The organism is Corynebacterium sp. HMSC078H07, assembly GCF_001812805.1.
In the GTDB taxonomy this organism is placed as follows: domain Bacteria; phylum Actinomycetota; class Actinomycetes; order Mycobacteriales; family Mycobacteriaceae; genus Corynebacterium.
The window spans coordinates 132965-150911 of the sequence record NZ_KV810494.1; the positions used below are offsets into that span (position 1 = coordinate 132965).

The 17947-nt window shown below is 58.8% G+C and carries 17 protein-coding genes; 9 read left to right on the forward strand and 8 right to left on the reverse strand.

Translation table 11 applies throughout. From position 1 onward, the window contains the following. Window positions 1-86: 86 nt before the first annotated feature. Both nusA and rimP read right to left on the reverse strand, forming a co-directional pair. A complete protein-coding gene (nusA, locus tag HMPREF2875_RS08820) occupies window positions 87-1103 on the reverse strand; it encodes a transcription termination factor NusA (protein ID WP_070672216.1) in 1017 nt (338 codons plus the stop codon). 3 nt (window positions 1104-1106) lie between these two features. Further along, window positions 1107-1673, reverse strand: a complete 567-nt coding sequence (rimP, locus tag HMPREF2875_RS08825) for a ribosome maturation factor RimP (protein WP_070672218.1) — start codon at window positions 1671-1673, stop codon at window positions 1107-1109. Between the two features lie 37 nt (window positions 1674-1710). On the opposite strand from rimP, the gene HMPREF2875_RS08830 reads away from it, so the two are divergent. Next, window positions 1711-2580 (forward strand): hypothetical protein, encoded by an 870-nt coding sequence (locus tag HMPREF2875_RS08830; protein WP_070672220.1) that lies wholly within the window; start codon window positions 1711-1713, stop codon window positions 2578-2580. Between the two features lie 9 nt (window positions 2581-2589). Here HMPREF2875_RS08830 and HMPREF2875_RS08835 read toward each other — a convergent pair whose 3' ends face one another. Continuing rightward, on the reverse strand, window positions 2590-2973 hold the full coding sequence (locus HMPREF2875_RS08835; RefSeq protein WP_070672222.1) for a DoxX family protein: 384 nt from the start codon (window positions 2971-2973) through the stop codon (window positions 2590-2592). A gap of 26 nt (window positions 2974-2999) precedes the next feature. Then, entirely contained in the window at window positions 3000-4769 is a 1770-nt protein-coding gene (locus HMPREF2875_RS08840; RefSeq protein ID WP_070672224.1) for a proline--tRNA ligase, read from the reverse strand. Between the two features lie 32 nt (window positions 4770-4801). Between HMPREF2875_RS08840 and yaaA the strand changes: the two genes are divergently transcribed. Together yaaA and HMPREF2875_RS13845 are read left to right on the forward strand one after the other, a co-directional pair. Next, window positions 4802-5521: a peroxide stress protein YaaA gene (gene yaaA, locus HMPREF2875_RS08845; protein ID WP_070672225.1), complete on the forward strand. Its 720-nt coding sequence runs from the start codon at window positions 4802-4804 to the stop codon at window positions 5519-5521. 58 nt (window positions 5522-5579) lie between these two features. Next, a complete protein-coding gene (locus HMPREF2875_RS13845) occupies window positions 5580-5744 on the forward strand; it encodes a hypothetical protein (protein WP_210388178.1) in 165 nt (54 codons plus the stop codon). 4 nt (window positions 5745-5748) lie between these two features. On the opposite strand, the gene HMPREF2875_RS08850 is transcribed toward HMPREF2875_RS13845, so the two are convergent. After that, window positions 5749-7062 (reverse strand): DUF4921 family protein, encoded by a 1314-nt coding sequence (locus HMPREF2875_RS08850; RefSeq protein WP_210388179.1) that lies wholly within the window; start codon window positions 7060-7062, stop codon window positions 5749-5751. Between the two features lie 51 nt (window positions 7063-7113). Between HMPREF2875_RS08850 and HMPREF2875_RS08855 the strand changes: the two genes are divergently transcribed. Both HMPREF2875_RS08855 and HMPREF2875_RS08860 read left to right on the forward strand, forming a co-directional pair. Beyond that, a complete protein-coding gene (locus tag HMPREF2875_RS08855; RefSeq protein ID WP_070672227.1) occupies window positions 7114-7932 on the forward strand; it encodes a PhzF family phenazine biosynthesis protein in 819 nt (272 codons plus the stop codon). A 1-nt stretch (window position 7933) separates the two neighbouring features. Continuing rightward, the gene (locus HMPREF2875_RS08860) at window positions 7934-9322 is read left to right on the forward strand and encodes a protein adenylyltransferase SelO family protein (RefSeq protein ID WP_070672229.1); all 1389 of its coding nucleotides are present in this window, start codon (window positions 7934-7936) and stop codon (window positions 9320-9322) included. Window positions 9323-9569: 247 nt separating this feature from the next. On the opposite strand, the gene mqo is transcribed toward HMPREF2875_RS08860, so the two are convergent. After that, on the reverse strand, window positions 9570-11072 hold the full coding sequence (gene mqo, locus HMPREF2875_RS08865; protein WP_070672231.1) for a malate dehydrogenase (quinone): 1503 nt from the start codon (window positions 11070-11072) through the stop codon (window positions 9570-9572). A 299-nt stretch (window positions 11073-11371) separates the two neighbouring features. Here mqo and HMPREF2875_RS08870 point away from each other — a divergent pair, with 299 nt between their 5' ends. The 4 genes from HMPREF2875_RS08870 to HMPREF2875_RS08885 all read left to right on the forward strand — a co-directional run bounded on the left by HMPREF2875_RS08870 (window position 11372) and on the right by HMPREF2875_RS08885 (window position 14967). Then, on the forward strand, window positions 11372-12376 hold the full coding sequence (locus tag HMPREF2875_RS08870; RefSeq protein ID WP_070672316.1) for an alpha/beta hydrolase: 1005 nt from the start codon (window positions 11372-11374) through the stop codon (window positions 12374-12376). 24 nt (window positions 12377-12400) lie between these two features. After that, window positions 12401-13771: a mycothione reductase gene (gene mtr, locus HMPREF2875_RS08875; protein WP_070672233.1), complete on the forward strand. Its 1371-nt coding sequence runs from the start codon at window positions 12401-12403 to the stop codon at window positions 13769-13771. Window positions 13772-14108: 337 nt separating this feature from the next. Continuing rightward, the gene (locus HMPREF2875_RS08880; protein ID WP_070672235.1) at window positions 14109-14525 is read left to right on the forward strand and encodes a hypothetical protein; all 417 of its coding nucleotides are present in this window, start codon (window positions 14109-14111) and stop codon (window positions 14523-14525) included. A gap of 37 nt (window positions 14526-14562) precedes the next feature. Continuing rightward, window positions 14563-14967, forward strand: a complete 405-nt coding sequence (locus tag HMPREF2875_RS08885; protein ID WP_070672237.1) for a hypothetical protein — start codon at window positions 14563-14565, stop codon at window positions 14965-14967. Between the two features lie 173 nt (window positions 14968-15140). Here HMPREF2875_RS08885 and map read toward each other — a convergent pair whose 3' ends face one another. Both map and HMPREF2875_RS08895 read right to left on the reverse strand, forming a co-directional pair. Beyond that, on the reverse strand, window positions 15141-16013 hold the full coding sequence (gene map / locus HMPREF2875_RS08890) for a type I methionyl aminopeptidase (protein WP_042531345.1): 873 nt from the start codon (window positions 16011-16013) through the stop codon (window positions 15141-15143). Between the two features lie 32 nt (window positions 16014-16045). Continuing rightward, a complete protein-coding gene (locus tag HMPREF2875_RS08895; protein ID WP_070672239.1) occupies window positions 16046-17908 on the reverse strand; it encodes a penicillin-binding transpeptidase domain-containing protein in 1863 nt (620 codons plus the stop codon). Window positions 17909-17947 lie beyond the last annotated feature (39 nt).

Here is a 17947-nt window from a genome sequence, read left to right on the forward strand (position 1 = left end):
CACTATTACTACGCCACAGCATTCCTGCATGTGGGCCGTTGTCTAGTCTACGCGAAAACGGGCCAAACCTTTAATTCCGGCGCGGTTTAGTCTCGTGCAGCGTCGGAGTGAATATCAATCTTCCATCCGGTCAGACGTGCTGCAAGGCGGGCGTTCTGGCCTTCCTTGCCAATAGCCAACGAAAGCTGGTAGTCGGGCACGGTGACCTTGGCGACCTGCGCCTCTTGATCTAGGACCTCCACACGGACAACCTTGGAGGGCGCCAAGGCATTGCCTACGTAAATGGCGGGGTCCTCGTTGAAATCGATAATGTCGATCTTCTCGCCGCCGATTTCACGCATGATATTGCTCACGCGCGCACCTTTCGGTCCGATGCACGCACCTTTGGCGTTGAGACCCTTGGCGTGCCCCACAACAGAGACCTTGGAACGGTGTCCAGCTTCGCGGGCGATGGCGATAAGCTCTACGGCACCGTCAGCAACTTCTGGAATCTCGAGCTCGAAGAGGCCACGCACCAGTTCTGGGTGCGTACGCGACAACGTGATCTGAACCTTGGCACCGTTTCGGTTAACACCCACGACATAGGCCTTCACGCGGTCACCGTGCTCGAGTTTCTCGCCCGGTAGCTGTTCGGCCGGCAGCAAAATAGCATCCTGCGAATCATGCTCGGTGCCCAACTGCACCACAACGACGCCTCGTTTATTAGCGTGAATATCGCGCTGGACCACGCCTGATACAACCGTTCCGATGAGCTCAGAATAGGAGTCGTAGGTACGCTCGGCCTCATCCTCGCGCAGCTTGCGCAGGATGGCATCACGTACTGCCTGAGCACCAATGCGGCCGAAATTCTCCGGGGTGTCATCGTATTCGCTGATGACCTCACCAGTCTCCGGATCGCTCTCGGTGACGATGACCGCCACAGCGCCGGTATCAGCATCGATGTCCACGCGGGACTTCGTTCCGGCTGCCTTAGTCTCGGCAGACTCAGTACGGTAATCCAGGTAGGAATACAAAAGGGCACCCGCGATGGCTTCGAGCAGGTCCTTGACGGGGACGCCACGCTCGCGCTGAATCGTACGAAGTGCCTCTAGGTCGATATTCACTTATTAATCCTCTCGGGTTGCCGAGTTCTGCTCGGCGAAGTCAAACGTCTGCATAGCCGCCTCCAGCTCCTGTGCTGAAGGTTGAGCAAATTCAATTTCTACCACTGCACGGGTGAGGTTTTCCAATCGCTGAATCTGGTACTGCACCTCCTTCTTCACAGTCGTGATGAGCGCCACTGATTCCCCATCCTCCGATACGGCGCCGATGCGGGCGACGTGGGTGGTATCGGGGGCGTCGACAAGAGCAAAGCCCACCAGACGCTGACGGTTACGGCGCCAGTGCCGCGCGGCGGTAAGTGGGAAATCCACGCCTGGAGTCGAGACCTCAAGGGTGTAGCCAGCACCAAAATTGAGCTCGCCTGCATCTTCCTTCGCATCGAACAACGCAGAGATTTCCTGCGACAATTCCTCAATGACATCGGAGCTTGGGCGCTCGTCACCGTCGACGCGGATGATGACCTGTGATTTCTTTCCCGCACGCGTGGTCTTCACGTCCTCAACGTCGAGGCCCCGGGACGCAGCGACCGGTTGCAGGATGTCAGTAAGTTGAGCGGGTGTTGGGAATGCCATGCGCTCTAGACTAGGCCACACGGGTAGGGTCTATCGCGTGAACCGCCGAGTAGTAGTACCTGCCTTGTTCCTCTGTGCCGCGCCGTGGCTAAGTGGCTGCCAAGCCACCGATGCCATCGTGGATTATTTTGGACCGCGCGCTGACCCCGCCTTAGCCTCCCTGGCGCAGGCAGCACGTGCTGATTCTGAAGCTCTGAAGGAGATCGATGCCGATGCCGCGTCGCTGCGTGCACAGCAGGCTGAGGAGCTCTACGCGGAAATTGAGCGTCTGTGTGGGCGCAATGAGGAAGGCAAAGCCCCACGCTCCTGCGAGGTCGACCACGATATTGAGCCGCGGGAGGCTTCCGATGTTGCGGCCGTGCTTGGCGACGCCTCCGCCGCCACCGAAGAGCAGATCGACCATGTCGCATCCGAATCCCGAGCACTCGTCGTGGCTCAGGCCATTGCGCTCGAATCCTGGAATGGGGAGGAACCGGGTGATACGCCCGAGCTCACCACCTCGGAGCAGGATCAGGCAGCGGAACTACTCGAATGGGAATACCAGCAGGTATACGCCCTTGACTTTGCGCGCTCTTATGTCACTCCCGATCTGGAGGAAACCATTGACGAGCGCCTCTCCCTGCATGAGCACCGAATCCTGCTTCTGCAGGCGGCTCTCGCGCAGCTCGGCACAGTGCCCCAGCCGGCAGCTGCCTATGACTCCCCCACCGATGGACTACCGAATGATGCCGACTCCGCTCGTTCCTTCATCGACGAGGTAGCACACAATGACACGTTGAAATGGACCGATGCCGCGACGCACGCCGCGGCAGCATCGGAGAGCGACAGCGAGGCTGAAGCCACCGCTGCATGGCAGCGATGGCTCATAGCGGTGGCTGCTCAATCGCACCGCTTCCACACCGCCTAAGCGCGTGGCCTAGTTCTTGTCCGCGTACAGCGACCAGGCGTAGCGCATAACAGGAATCTGCAGCGGCAAGCGCACCGCGTGATAGATCTTCTTGCCAGTGGACGCCTTGCCACTCGAAAGATCCTTGTACGCCTGATAGAAGTTCGCAGGCCACACCGTTGCCAGCAAAGCAAAGGCGGACAGGCCACCAAGCTTGCGCGTCGAGGGGTTGGCCAGCAGCCCACCGGTCACCACCTCCCAAGCACCAGAGGTGAAGTTGTAGAAGCGAGCCGACCCCGGCAACTGCGGCGGAATGATCGACTCGAAAGGCTCCGGCTTAGCGAAGTGCATGATGCCCATGGCGGAGAGTGCTCCGGCCATCGGGTACGTCAGTGCGGGTTTGTGTGAACTCATGCCCGCAAGCGTACGCTTCCTGTCAGCTAGCCGCGGATGAGCTCGGTGAGGGTATCCACGATCTCGTCAGCCGGAACCTCGCGGGTCTCTCCACCGCGAATGCGCAGCTCAATGATGCCGTCGGCGAAGGAGCGACCAAGGATTGCAATAAAGGGCATGCCGAGTAGTTCGGCGTCCTTGAACTTCACGCCTGGGGAGACCTTGGGGCGATCGTCGAAAAGCACCTCGATGCCCGCACGGTCCAAGTCCTCCACAAGCTTCTGACCGGCTTCCATGGCGGCAGCGTCCTTATTAGCCACAGCCACATGCACCTGGTACGGGGCTACGGCCACAGGCCAGTTGAGGCCCTTCTCATCGTGGCGCTGCTCCGCCAGCACGGCGAGCATGCGGGTCACGCCAATGCCGTAGGAACCCATAGTGGGAACAGCGCGCTTGCCATTCTCATCGAGGATCTGCACGTCAAAGGCTTCGGTGTACTTGCGACCCAACTGGAAGATGTGGCCCAGCTCAATGCCGCGCTCCAGGGTCAGCGTGCCTTGGTCATTCGGGGCAGGGTCGCCTTCCTTAACCTCGGCGGCCTCAATGAACTCGTCCACGGTGAAGTCACGGCCTGCTACGCAACCGACGACGTGGCGCTGCGGGGCATCTGCGCCGGTAATCCAGGAGGTACCAGAAACCACGCGCGGATCAGCATAAACCCTGACGTCATTGGCGTTAAGCGCACGCGGACCGACGTAGCCCTTGACCAGGAAGGAATTCTTCTTGAAGTCTTCCTCCCCTGCGAGCTCGAACTCAGCCGGTTCCAGTGACGCTTCGAGGCGCTTCTCATCGAGACCGCGGTCTCCCGGAATGAGCACGGCGGCGAGCTCCCATTCCTTCTCTTCCTCCGTGGCCGCGGGGCCGGCTACCTTGATCATCATGCACTTGAGGGTGTCCGCTGCGGTGACCTCGCGGCCGTCGACAGTAATGCCAGCACCCTGTGCCCACTCCACCAGAGACTCAATGGTCTCGGCGTCCGGGGTGTCATGCTCCTGCGCTTCCGGCACACCATCGAAGGGGATTTCTTCCGGTGCCTGGGTTACTACTGCTTCCACGTTGGCGGCGTAGTCACCCTCGGTAGAGCGCACGAAAGTATCTTCGCCGACCTCGGACACAGCCAGGAACTCTTCGGAGGCGGAACCACCCATAGCACCGGAGGTAGCCTTGCAGATCGCGTAATCGATCTCTAGTCGGTCGAAGATATTCTGGTAGGCCTTGCGGTGACGGGCATAAGACTCATCGAGCCCCTCCTCCGTCATGTCGAAGGAATAGGAATCCTTCATGGTGAACTCTCGTCCGCGAAGCACGCCGGCACGGGGGCGCTCCTCATCGCGGTACTTCGTCTGAATTTGGTAAAGCGTGACTGGGAAATCCTTGTAGGAGGAGTACATATCCTTCACTGCGGTGGTGAACATCTCCTCATGTGTGGGGCCTAGCAGCATGTCCGCGCCCTTGCGGTCCTGGAGGCGGAAAAGGTTATCGCCGTATTCCGTCCAACGGTTGGAGGCCTCATAAGGCTCACGCGGCAACAGGGCTGGGAAGAGAACTTCTTGGCCGCCGATGGCGTTCATCTCCTCACGGATAACGTCCTCAATCTTGCGCATGGCGCGAAGACCAAGCGGCAGCCACGTGTACACGCCCGGCGCGACGCGGCGCACGTAACCTGCACGGACGAGAAGCTTGTGGCTGGGTACTTCGGCATCAGCCGGATCCTCACGAAGAGTGCGGAGGAAAAGCTCAGAAAGACGTGTAATCATGGTTGCTCAGTCTACATCGCTAGCATGTAGCCATGCTGATCATCCTCCCTCCATCTGAGACAAAGGCCCACGGCGGCAACGGCGCCGCCCTCAACTGGGATGGGCTCTCCTTCCCAGCGCTCAATCCCATTCGGCGTGAGATTGCCGCCGAGCTTCAGTCTCTCGACGTTGATGAGGCCCTCGAGGTACTGAAGATTTCGGAGAAATTACGCGCGGAGGCCGAATCCAACCGCCAGTTGGAGACCTCGCCCACCATGCCTGCACTGGAGCGCTTTACCGGAGTGCTGTACGACGCCCTCGATGCCCCTTCCCTTCCCCCAGAAGCGCGGCGCTACCTCGCCGTAGGCGATGCATTATTTGGTCTGGTGCACGCCGATGACCTCATCCCGCGCTACCGGCTCTCCGGCGGCACGAAGTTGGGTGGGAAGACTCTTAAGTCACACTGGGGTACTGCCATTAGCGACGAGCTGCGCGCGCTTGCCGCCGAGGAACTTGTCATCGACATGCGTTCTGGTACTTACCAGCAGCTGGGCAAGCTCAAGGAGGCCGCTACAGTCCGGGTGGAGTCCGTCCAAGAAGATGGTTCACGCAAGGTGGTCTCCCACTTCAACAAGCACTACAAGGGGGAACTCGCTCGAGTACTCGCGCTCCACGGCAGCGAGGTGGAGTCCATCGACGATGCAGCACGCTTTGCTGAGGCTGCTGGCATGAGCACTGAGCTGCGTGGCAGTGAGCTAGTCCTCGTGGTCTGACTTATCCATTTATCTATTTATCCAGCCCCTGCAATTTATCCATTTATCCATTTATCCAATGGCTGAAGAATTGAAGTCTTCAACGACGTCGACTAGCGAAGTGAGGGCTCGCCTCCTAGAACAAGGGTTTATCGATGCTCCTCGCCACGGCACAGTCGCACTGGGCCTGCCCTATCTGCGTGAGTATTTAAGCTCTGGTGGTGAGCAAACGCTCGTAGATTGACGCGCTACACCAACGGGTTATAGCGCAGACTGTTGCGCTTAAGCTCGCACTCCGTGGCAATGGCAATGCCGGAAGCAATTTCGCCTCGTTCGCGCAGGCGGAAAAGCGCATCCACGACGCGGTCACGCAGACCCCACGGATCGATGGTGTTGATATAGACCTTGGTGCCGCCCTCAAATCCGGCGAGTGTGGACACACGCAGCTTGATCATGACGCGCCACGGCTGCGGCAAGTCCACACTTGGTGGGCGGTGGTGCCACTCTTCGTTGCAGGCCACGTCTGGTCCGACTGCCGCATGCGCGGCGTGGATGAGATCCGACATGCCACGAACCTCTCCTGGGGTTTGTTCCCATGGCTCACAGCGAGGCGACTTGGAAAATATTTCCAAAGTGGGATAGCGGTGCCCAAAACCAGCGAAGAGCACTGCATACTCATTTTCCGCGATTACGAGATTGCGTTTGGCGGCGTAGCCCACTGCCCAGTCGTTGTACATATTCGGGTGCCCGCGCAAGATGGCGTTCTCCTGGTTAGCGGCCATGCCCAGGGCGTCGATAGCCACGAGCTGCTTGTGCAGGTGGTCAAAGGACGCGCCTGCGGGAGCTAACCAGTTTTGGAAGACAGCCACGTAGGCAGCGTAACGGTTACGTTGGTAAAGCTCACGGGTCGAATCAGCAGTAAAGGTCGTAAGCAAAAAGTGCTCATCAGGACTCAGCGTGCCCGAGGAGGCCAGTTGACTATCGTCCGTGGCGCCGTCGACGAAGTGACGCGAGCCGATAATGACGTCGTGACAGCCGCCAAAGAAACCATCGGCGAGGGCGAGCAGGGAATCGTCGTCAAGCTCGGCGTCCTTACCCGCCGCCGTGAGCTTTGTGCGCACCACGTTCAGCACGTGCGCGCGCCCAGCCTCATCGGCTTCATAACGTTCCTTGTGTTGTGCTAAGTCGACGTCCATGGTGAAACCATAATTGTCATGCCAGTAGTCGTAGGAGACGATTTCAAACAAATTCGGCACGCGCCTGAAGGCCGGACGTGAACTTTCGAGCTCTTGCGGCAGAAGGCCGCGCTGAATCTCCCCGGAGGGAAGAATGCGGGACTTCTCAGGTGGGGTATCAAGCATGCGACCAGAGCAGAAGGCACAGGTCTGAGAGTAAGCGTCAGCACCTAGCGGCTGTGGGTCTTTTGCTGGGCGCGCGAGCGGGCGGTTACCGCGACCTGGCACCGTCCACACCTCGGTTCCGGAAAAGGGGTTGACCTGTTTTACGGTGCCATCCGCCATGGTCTGGATTGGCTCGACGCGGCTAAAGAGTGCTTGGCTCATGCAGCCTAGCGTAGACCTCCACACATATCCATGCGACTAGACTGGGAGCCTATGCAGCACCGATTCTTCGAAGTAGATGTCTTTGCCACCGGTCCATTCAGCGGTAACCCGTTGGCCGTCGTTGCCGATGCTGATGGCTTAAGTACCGAAGAGATGCAGCGCATCGCGCACTGGACCAACTTCTCAGAAACCACCTTCCTGTGCTCGCCCACCGATCCGGCTGCCGATTACCTTGTCAGGATCTTCACTCCCTACGAGGAATTCCCTTTTGCTGGTCACCCGACGTTGGGCAGCGCACGCGTCGCGGCGGAGCTCTCCGGCAAGAGCGGAACCTTGGTACAAGAATGCGGAGTGGGCCTGGTGACTGTTCGCCAGGAAGAAGGCCGCTTTGCCTTCGCTACCCCACCTCTCCTGCGCGAGGGAAAGTTATCAGAAGAGGAACTAGCTGAAGCATTGTCGGCATTGGGAATCTCCACAGACGAGGTGGTTGATTCCGGATGGGTCGACAACGGCCCTGGTTGGCGCCTTGTCCAACTCGGTTCCGCTGATGCCGTGCGCGCTCTTAACCCCACGCCGACCCCAGGCGTCAAGGTTGGTGTCGTGGGGCTTGACTCCAGCACCGATAACGCCGAGGGCCCAGCCTACGAGGTCCGCGCCATCACTGCACAATTCGAAGACCCCGTCACTGGTTCCTTCAACGGCGGTGCAGCGCAGTTCTTGCGCGCGAAGGACGCCGTTCCCGCGCAGTACACGGCGGCCCAAGGAAGCAAGGTCGGCCGCGATGGCCGCGTCTTCATTGAGGATGACGGCACGAGTATCTGGGTCGGTGGCGAAGCCCACGTGCGTGTGCGCGGAACACTGGAGTCCTAACATGGCTGACTCGACTCTCCCTTTTAAACTCCACCATGACTTCGCCGCCCACCTGCCCAGTATGGTTGCCGCTGCCCGCGGAGAAGAGCAGCCAGCGGCACGACTCATAGCCCTCAATGAGGAGCTCGCCGTCGACCTGGGCCTCGACCCTGACTGGCTGCGCAGTGAACAGGGCCTCGAGTTCCTTCTTGGGCACGGTCCCGACACTCCCCATGCCATGGCCTATGCTGGCTTCCAGTTTGGCCAGTACAACCCTTCCATGGGTGATGGCCGCGCGCTTCTTCTCGGCGAAATCAGCGGGCCCACCGCCCCGCAGAACCCAACCGGCCTCTGGGACCTCCATGCCAAAGGAACCGGCGTTACCCCTTATTCGCGCTACGGTTCCGACGGCCGCGGCACCCTGCGCTCCATGTTGCGCGAGTACCTTTTCTCTGAAGCTATGCATGCGCTCGGTGTGCCAACGACGCGGTCATTAGCTGTCATTGCCACTGGGCGGCCCATCCAGCGCCAGACTGTTGAGGAAGCCGGCGTACTCGTACGTGTGGCATCGAGCCACATTCGCGTCGGCTCCTTCCATTTTGCTGCCCACTCACAGCAGCCAGGATTGCTGAGAAAGCTCGCGGATTACACAATTGAACGCCACTACCCCGGTGTGGATTATCGTGAACTCTTCACTCGCGTCATGGATGCGCAAGCAGCCACCGTGGCTAGTTGGATGCAGTTAGGCTTCATCCACGGTGTCATGAATACCGATAACACCACGCTATCTGGTGAAACTATCGACTATGGCCCCTGCGCCTTCGTCGAAAACTATGACCTTAACGAGTGCTTTAGTTCCATTGATACGCAGGGCCGCTATCGTTTCGGCCGCCAGCCGGACATGGTGGGATGGAATTTGGCGCGTCTGGCGGAGTCACTGCTGCCGCTTGTCGACGCCTCCCCAGACACCGCCCTCACCTGGGCGCAGGAGGCTATCAACTCCTTTGGAGAGCGCTATGAACAGGCACGCTTTAAGGAGGTGTCACAACGGTTGCAGCTGCCGGAAGAGCTTTACGCCGACTACACCGCTGCACTCACAACCGCTGGCCCAGATCTCACGCGTGCTCACCGCGCACTCGTGACGGCCGCCGCTGGAGACCGCACAGAAGCATACGGACTCTTTGGGGACGAGGAGTTCGTCGATCGTTACTGCGCTAGCGCCCCCGATGTCGCAGCACTGGAAGGATCCGTTCCACGCGTGATTCCTCGCCCGCGATTCGTGGAAGAGGCACTCGCTGACCGAGCCGAGTTTGCTCGCTTCTACCACACCGCAACCCATCCCTACAACGCAGCACCTGAGTACGAAAAGCCTGGCGGTACCGAGGGCTACCTGACTTTCTGCGGCACGTAGAAAAGCACCGACGCCCCGAGGTCTCCGCAGGAAAGGGAACGGAGTCTCGGGGCGCCGGTGCGTCTCTATCTCTCACTGCCACGCTCCCAGTCGGTTTCTCAGGCCGACTGCCCCGCGTGGTTGGGGTTCTCTCTATCTCTCGCATGCGCTCTCTCAAACGCACAACATAAGTATGGAGCTTGAGCCTTGAGGAAGCGTCCCATCGCACTGAACGCTTCCTGCGAGTTACTGAGAGTTGGCTGGATGCTTACTTCTGCTCAAGCTGCAGAGTCTTCTGGGTGTACTCCCACATCTCGTTGTAGAGCCTCTTATCCTTGGAGAGCTTGATGCCATAGGACGGGATCATTTCCTGAATCTTGTCGCCCCACTGGATCATGTGCTCACCGAAGCAACGCTCGAGCAGTTCCACCATCACGGCCGGCGTAATCGAGGCACCCGGGGATGCGCCGAGCAAACCAGCGATATTGCCCTCCGGGTTGTTGATAAGAGTAGTACCGAACTCGAGGGAGCCGAACTGCGGTGCACCGGCAGGCTTAATAACCTGAACGCGCTGACCGGCGATGACGGTCTCCCAATCGTTCGGATCGGCATTCGGGACATATTCCTTGAGGGTCTCGACGCGCTTGTCAAAGTCCTTAAGGACCTCAGAGATCAGGTACTTCGTCAGACCGAACTCCTGGGCAGCAACACCGAGGTAGGAGGTCAGGTTGTCCGGACGGATGGACTTGAAAAGGTCCAGGTAGGAGCCCTTCTTGAGGAACTTCGGGGACCAGCCGCCATACGGGCCAAACAGCAGACCCTTTTCGCCGTCGATAACACGGGTGTCCAAGTGCGGCACAGACATCGGCGGAGCACCAACAGCAGCCTTGCCGTAAACCTTAGCGTTGTGCTGCTCCACCAACTCCGGGTTCTTGGAACGCAGCCACAGGCCAGACACTGGGAAACCAGCGAAGCCGGAGACCTCACGAACACCGGCCTTGCGCAGCAGATCCAAAGCGTAACCACCAGCGCCTACAAAGACGAACTTGGCGTGGACGGCCTCGTAGTCACCGGTGTGCAGGTTCTTGGCGGTCACGCGCCACTTCGAGCCATCACGCTTGATGTCCACAACTTCGTGGCCGTAGCGGATCTCAGTACCAGCGGCCTTCGCTGCGGTGAAGAATTGCTTGGCCAGTGCGCCAAAGTTGACGTCGGTACCAGCATCAGTCCACGAAATAGCCACCTTTTGGGCATTGAAGTCACGGCCCTCAGACATGAGCGGCAGCATCTCCTGGAAGGTGGCGTCATCATCACTGAACTGCATGTTCGGGAACATGTGGTTGTCCTTGAGCGCATCGAAGCGGCGCTTGAGGTAATCCACCTGAATGGAGCCCTGCGCGAAGGACACATGCGGAACCTGGTTGATGAACGCACGTGGGTCGGTAAGGATGCCGTTATTGAGCTGGTGGGACCAGAACTGGCGAGAAATCTGGAACTTCTCGTTAATGTTCATAGCCTTGGAAACGTCAATGCGGCCGTTCTTCTCCGGGGTGTAGTTCAACTCGCACAGTGCAGAGTGACCGGTACCAGCATTGTTCCACGGGGAGGAAGACTCAAGCGCAGGACCATCGAGGCGCTCAAAAATCATCTGGGTCCAGCTCGGCTCAAGTTCACGGAGCATGGCACCAAGGGTGGCGCTCATAATACCCGCACCGATGAGGGCAACCTCAACCTCGTCTACTACTTGTGCTGTCTTCTTGTCGGAGGACACTGTGCTTATTACCTCTTTGAGTTGATGTATTCGATGTGGTCAAGTGCCCTGTGCAGGAACTACACAGGGCGGGGTGAGAAAGCGCTCGACGATGCTAGAAACCAAGCTGGCACGCAGGTCCACACGTGGTAGACCCGTCAAGCATTACCTTCACCTTACGCCCCTTATGATGAAATAGGCATTCCATAAGGAAGAAATGCCCGATCCGCTGCGAGTTACCCCTTTTGTGGTGCAAGCCATAAGCCTTCGCGGACACAGCCCACAGCACCAGGTTAGTTTCACACCCTATTATGTGGGCCATGACTATTAATAATTGCGCATGGACCGACGACATTCTCGGCCCGGAATTCCAATCCACCCCACTTGAGCTTGGCGCCGACCCCGATGGTGAGGGGGACGTGCGCGCCACGCTGGTGCGCTACTGCCCCGGCGGCGAGGAATCTGCCGCTCACGATGATCGCCCCGCCATCGTGTGGGTTCACGGCATGACGGATTACTTCTTCCATACCCACGTCGCGGAATACTTCTACGAGCTGGGTTATGCCTTTTATGCTGTGGATCTGCGCAAGTGCGGCCGCTCCCGGCAGGAGGGCCAAACCTGGCACTACATTAGTGACCTCCGGTATTACGATGCCGACCTGAACGCGGCGCTCGATGCCCTCCCCAACCCCTCCGTGGTCATCCTGGGCCACTCGACTGCAGGCACGATTGTCGCCTTGTGGCTCGACCGACTGCGCCGTACTGACTCCGCGCGGTTCGCACGTATTGCGGGCGTTATTCTCAATAGCCCTTGGTTGGCCATGATGGGAATTTCGGATACTGCCTACGAAGCTGCCAAGCACGTGGTTTACGCCGGCGCGAAAATTGCTCCGCGATTCGCCATTCCCGGCGACGACCTCACTGCGTATGGCGAATCGGTACATGCGAGCCACCATGGTGACTGGGACTATGACCTGACGCTGAAGCCCCTAGGCGGGCACGAGAAATACCTCGGCTGGCTGGCAGCCGTCTTCCGTGGCTTCGACGCTATTCACTCAGGCCACGTCAACATTGGCGTGCCGCTGCTGACGATGACCTCTCATAGGTCGGAGTTGGGCAAGGAGTATTCGGAATCGTCGAATACGGCAGACACGGTCGTCGACAAGCGCCAGAGCCAGCGCTGGGCCAAGGAACTGAGCCCCCATTACTCCCTCCACGTGGTCCGCAACGGCCGTCACGACCTCTTCCTCTCCCAGCCCGAGCCGCTTGACGACGCCCTCTCCGCCTCCGCCGAGTGGCTGCGCACCGTCGTGCCAGCTGAGTAGTGAGCGGTTGCCTAGAATGGCTCCATGACTTCCGCACAACACTTCGACCTCGTCATCATCGGTACCGGATCGGGAAATTCCATCCCTTCTCCAGAATTTGATGACAAGAGCATTGCCATCATCGAGAAGGGAACCTTCGGCGGCACCTGCCTCAATGTAGGCTGTATTCCCACCAAAATGTACGTGTACGCTGCCGACGTGGCTCTTGCCGCACGTGACAGCGAGCGCCTCGGGGTCAGCGCGCATGTGGACTCCGTGGATTGGGACGCTATTGTCTCCCGCGTCTTCCACAACCGCATCGACCAGATTGCCCAAGGCGGCGAGGCCTACCGTCGTGGCGAGGAGACCCCTAATATTACGGTCTTTGACCAACATGCCCGGTTTATTGGCCCGAAGACGCTGCGCTGCGGCGAGGACATTATTACTGGCGATCAGATTGTCATTGCTACCGGTTCGCGCCCAGTTCTCCCTGAGCCCTACGCCAGCGCCGATGTCCCCGTTCACACCAACGAGGACATTATGCGTTTGGAGAAGCAGCCGCAGAGCCTCATCGTTGTGGGCGGCGGATATATCGCCATGGAGTTTGCCCACGTCTTCGATGGCTTGGGCACCAAGGTCACCGTGATCAACCGTTCTGAAAAGCTCCTGCGCTTCCTAGATGAGGATCTGAGCACGCGGTTCAATGACATCGCCCGTAAGCGTTTCGACGTCCACATCGGCACCGGCACCGCTCTCGAATCTACAGAGAACGGCGTGCAACTTACGCTTGATAACGGCACCGTTCTAGAGGCAGAGGCCATTCTCGTCGCCACCGGTCGAAAGCCCAATGGTGACCAGATGGATCTGTCTACCAGCGGTATCGATATGCATGAGGATGGGCGCATTAAGGTCGATGACTTCGGCCGCACCACGTGCGACGGCGTGTGGGCACTAGGTGATGTTTCCTCGCCCTACATGCTCAAGCACGTCGCTAATGCTGAACAGCGCGCAGTGCAGCACAACCTCCTTCACCCAGAGGACCTGCACTCCATGCCGCACGAGCACGTTCCCTCCGCCATCTTTACCCATCCGCAGATAGCCACGGTCGGCCTTACTGAGGCCCAGGCACGCGACGAGGGCTTTGACATCGCCGTCAAGGTCCAAAATTTCGGGGATGTCGCTTATGGCTGGGCCATGGAGGACTCCACGGGAGTCTGCAAGCTCGTGGCTGACCGGGCGACCGGAAAGCTTCTTGGCGCGCACCTCATGGGCCCGCAGGCCTCTACGCTTATCCAGCAACTTATTACTGCAATGGCTTATGACATCGATCTGCGCAACTTTGCTCGCTCGCAGTATTGGATCCATCCGGCTCTACCAGAAGTCGTGGAAAATGCTGTTTTAGGTCTGGAATGGTAATTAGATTCACGGATGTGACGCATTTCACTTTTTATGCAGCGCCGCCCAGTACAATTGACTAAACCGCACCGTACGACACTCTTTACACGGACAACATCTCACAGCTCGCATCCAGCTGCCTACTTATTTCGGGGGTAGTTGCCCCGCGAAGGAGTAGGAATATCACAACTGGCGTGCATTTTGAGTGGCCGTTGGCTACGTTTTATACAGACACCGGAACGAGTCGATGCTCTCACCGGCTCAGTGTGTTTTGGGGATACCAAACTAATCCCTATCCCAGTGAATCGAGGCTCCTCCGCTTGGAGGCCTTGCACGTACGACATTAAGGACATTTGATATGCGTATCCGCAATGCAGCCCTCGCCGGCGCTACCGCTCTCGCAGTTGCCTTCGGCGGCACCACCGTTGCTACCGCAGCCACCTTCGACGGCTCCAACACCACCGAAGCTATCAACGACGCTGAGTCTGGTCAGCCTTACGACAAGCCGGAGGGCTCCCTGTCTTCCAAGGTTGGTGGCTGGTTCAACATCGACGAGGACGACAACATCGGCACCGAGGCTGACGGCCGTGCCATCTTTGGTTCCTCCAAGTCTGAGCACTGCGATGAGGGCGAAGCTGGTGAGTGCACCACCATCGGCGACCAGCCGACTTGGGCCAAGACCTTCTACGGCGTTGGCGTTGCCAGCGCCGTCGCTTCCATCGCCGGCCTCATCGGCGTGGTCTACAACTTCTTCGTCCACGGCCCGTCCTTCTAAGACGCCCCACTCACACTTTCCGAAAGGCTTAAACTTCATGCGTAACTTCCGCACCGCCGCTGTTGCTGCTGCAACCGCCGCTTCCGTTGCTTTCGCTGGCACCTCCGTTGCTTTCGCTGCTGACAACAACTCCGAGGAAACCTCCCTCTCCTCTGAGCTGTCCTCCGCAAACGAGAAGGTCAAGGAGGACGACAGCGACGCTACCCTGTCCTCCAAGTGGGGCGACGCTACCGGCGCTGACAAGAAGGTCGCCGGCGCCGACCTCCTCGGCGAGAACACCGCTGATGACACCACCAACCAGACCTGGGCTAAGGCTTGGCGCGAGGGCACCTACGCTGCTATCGGTACCGCTATTGCAGGCGCTCTCTTCGCTGCCTACAACTTCGCTGTGTACAACCACATCGTTCCGGCACACGTTCTGGATCCGTTCTTCCGCCGCTAATTCTTTAGCGCCGTAAAAAGCGCCCCACTCCATTCCGGAGCGGGGCGCTTTTGCTCTTCAAGGCCCAAAGTAAGGGCCCTAACTTACGCAGATCTTGCACCCGCCGCCAAGATCTGGCGGATCAGCGTCAGTTAGGGCCCTTGGGCTACTTAGTTGGTGTGGTGTGCGACCAACTAGTCAAGCTCACCCGGCAAGGTGAGGATTTCATTGCCGTCCTCAGTGATGACGATGGTGTGCTCAAACTGTGCCGTGAACTTGCCATCAGTGTTCTGCACGGTCCAACCGTTGTCCCAGATTTCGTAGTCGAGGGAGCCAAGGTTAATCATCGGCTCAATCGTCAGGGTCATGCCCGGCTCCAAAACGTCGCGGTAGGTCATAGAGTCGTAGTGCAGGACGACGAGTCCATTGTGGAAGGTTGGGCCCACACCGTGGCCGGTAAAGTCCGTCACCACGTTGTAGCCAAAGCGCTTGGCATAAGACTCGATGACGCGGCCGATAACATTAATCTCACGGCCAGCCTTCGCTACCTTGATGCCACGCATCATTGCTTCCTTGGTGCGCTCCACAAGCAGCTTGTGCTCCTCAGAAACGTTTCCAGCCAAGAAGGTGGCGTTCGTATCACCGTGGACTCCGTTCTTGAAAGCGGTGACATCAATATTGACGATGTCACCGTCCTCAATCACCGTGGTATCCGGGATACCGTGGCACACAATCTCATTGAGGGACACACAGCACGACTTCGGGAAACCCAAGTAGCCCAGTGTGGAGGGGTAAGCACCGTGGTCACACATGTACTCGTGGGCCACGCGGTCCACCTCATCCGTGGTAACACCAGGTGCTACGGCCTTGCCAGCTTCTTGGAGGGCGTTGGCAGCAATGCGGGATGCCTCACGCATGGCTTCGATGACCTCCGGGGTCTGGATGAAGGGCTCGCCTTGAGCCTCCTGCACAGTGTCCTTCCACACGTACTCAGGACGCTCAATGTCCTTCGGAACTGTGCGGATAGGAGTGTCTTTTTCTTGTTTCAGCTTCGCGCGCGTAGTCATGACTATCCATGGTAGCCCTCTGGGCTCAAGGCTCACAAAGGCGGCTGCTGTTCCCCGGCCACGGGTACGTCGCCGTGGCCTTCAGCGCGATATTCATCAAGGCGCTGGAGGAAATTATCCGTGATGTTGACCGAGATTGTAGAGCCTCCGCCCAGCACAACCAGCGTGGCAAAGGCGATGTCATCGTCACGGTATCCGGTGAACCACGCGTGCGATCCTCCATTAATTTCCGCCTCACCGGTCTTGCCGTAAATGGTACCTCCGGCTTGCATACCGGCAGCTGTACCGCCAACGACTACTTGGCGCATCATGTCGCGCACCTGATTAATCGTTTCTGGACTGGGCGGTTCAACCTGTTCAGAGGCCTTTGTCTTGTGAGACTCAATAAAGGTCGGCGTGGGCGTCTTGCCCGCCGCCACGGTAGAGGACACAAGCGCCATGCCAAAAGGAGAAGCAAGGTCGAGGCCCTGACCGTAACCGGCCTCGGTACGTTCCAGAGGCGTCTCCCCTTCCGGAATGGAACCAGTCATTGTAGACAGGCCAGGAATCTCGTAGTCAATGCCCAAACCATACTGTTTGCCAATCTTCTGCAGTTCGCCCTTGTCCATGTTCGTTGAAATCTCAGCAAATGTGGTGTTGCAGGATTGAGCAAAAGCTTGGCGCAGCGGTACAGAACCCAGCGAGAACCCGTTGTAGTTCGTCACGATGCGCCCATACAGGTCCATGGTTCCGGGACACGGCACGATGGAATCGGGGTTGAGCCCGTGCTTGTCGACACCCCCCGCGGCCGTAATAATCTTAAACACCGAGCCTGGGGGGAACTGGCCCTGCAGGGCGATATCGCCCTTCTTGTCGGCTTCAGGTGTCTGGGCCACAGCGAGAATCTCGCCGGTCGAGGGACGCATGGCCACAATCATCGCTTCATACTCGGAGCGTAGGTTTACTGCTTCCTGGGCCGCGCGCTGCACGTCATAGTCCAGCGATACCTTGATAGACGGGGCAGCTTCGGGTTCGTGATACTCGACATCAGACAGCGCTGCGCCATGTTCATTGACCACGGAAACGGACCACCCGTTGGTGCCATTGACCTCCTCGGAGACCAAGGAACGGACACGGGAGAGAATGTCTGGTGCGAGACCAGTATCGCGGGTTATGAGTGCCGGCTCTTCATTGAAGCGAATGCCCTTTTGATTCTCCAACGCCGGGCGCACGCGGCCTACTTGGTCATCAGTGAGCATAGCAACGGAGTAGGATCCATCGGCCCCGTCCAGATTCTTGCTGAGTTCGCCCGCATCAATTTCGGGAATCGAATCATCATCACGATGAGCCTGGCTTAAAGCACTCGAAATCTTGGCCGCAACTGGTCTCACGTCCTCTACCGCGTCAGTGTCGACAACCAACCGGTACTGCAGGCCCGGAGACATGAGCTCCACACCGTCGGAGGAGACCACGCCTGCCCGCTTCGGGGCTATAGAGCGCAGCTCAAGGTGCTGGTGAGCACCCAAATCGGGATGCACAATGCTGGGCTGCCAGCGCACCGTCCATTCCTTATCCTTGCGAGTCAAGGCCATGGACGTGTCATAGCGCAAAGTACGGTCACGCGGCAGAGTCCATGTCACGGAATAATGAGCGGTGGCGCGGGCATCCTCTTGTTCCACACCAGTCAGCTCCACGTCGAGCCCCTCTGCTTGGAGGCCAGCGAAGGTGGCATCGAGGGTTGAGGTGGCGGTCGAGGGATCGTCGATAAGCGCGGCAAGTTCCTCGTTGTTGCGGGTCTCCATGTCCTCGAGGAACTGCTCGGCCACAGGTTCCGCCGAGACCGGCTTCGGGGTGCAGGCAACCACCGAGGACGCCGCGATACTTGCTGCGCCCAGCAGCGCCACCAACCTCTTCATGTTTGGGCAGCGTAGCAGGTGGAGGCGACACGACGGTCG

Coding starts and splice junctions, on each gene's coding strand:
- map (WP_042531345.1), bottom strand. CDS start 16,013: ATGACTACGCGCGCGAAGCTGAAACAAGAAAAAGACACTCCTATCCGC.
- HMPREF2875_RS08880 (WP_070672235.1), top strand. CDS start 14,109: ATGCGTATCCGCAATGCAGCCCTCGCCGGCGCTACCGCTCTCGCAGTT.
- HMPREF2875_RS08850 (WP_210388179.1), bottom strand. CDS start 7,062: ATGAGCCAAGCACTCTTTAGCCGCGTCGAGCCAATCCAGACCATGGCG.
- HMPREF2875_RS08860 (WP_070672229.1), top strand. CDS start 7,934: ATGGCTGACTCGACTCTCCCTTTTAAACTCCACCATGACTTCGCCGCC.
- HMPREF2875_RS08870 (WP_070672316.1), top strand. CDS start 11,372: ATGACTATTAATAATTGCGCATGGACCGACGACATTCTCGGCCCGGAA.
- yaaA (WP_070672225.1), top strand. CDS start 4,802: ATGCTGATCATCCTCCCTCCATCTGAGACAAAGGCCCACGGCGGCAAC.
- HMPREF2875_RS08895 (WP_070672239.1), bottom strand. CDS start 17,908: ATGAAGAGGTTGGTGGCGCTGCTGGGCGCAGCAAGTATCGCGGCGTCC.
- mtr (WP_070672233.1), top strand. CDS start 12,401: ATGACTTCCGCACAACACTTCGACCTCGTCATCATCGGTACCGGATCG.
- HMPREF2875_RS13845 (WP_210388178.1), top strand. CDS start 5,580: ATGGCTGAAGAATTGAAGTCTTCAACGACGTCGACTAGCGAAGTGAGG.
- HMPREF2875_RS08840 (WP_070672224.1), bottom strand. CDS start 4,769: ATGATTACACGTCTTTCTGAGCTTTTCCTCCGCACTCTTCGTGAGGAT.
- HMPREF2875_RS08855 (WP_070672227.1), top strand. CDS start 7,114: ATGCAGCACCGATTCTTCGAAGTAGATGTCTTTGCCACCGGTCCATTC.
- HMPREF2875_RS08835 (WP_070672222.1), bottom strand. CDS start 2,973: ATGAGTTCACACAAACCCGCACTGACGTACCCGATGGCCGGAGCACTC.
- HMPREF2875_RS08885 (WP_070672237.1), top strand. CDS start 14,563: ATGCGTAACTTCCGCACCGCCGCTGTTGCTGCTGCAACCGCCGCTTCC.
- rimP (WP_070672218.1), bottom strand. CDS start 1,673: ATGGCATTCCCAACACCCGCTCAACTTACTGACATCCTGCAACCGGTC.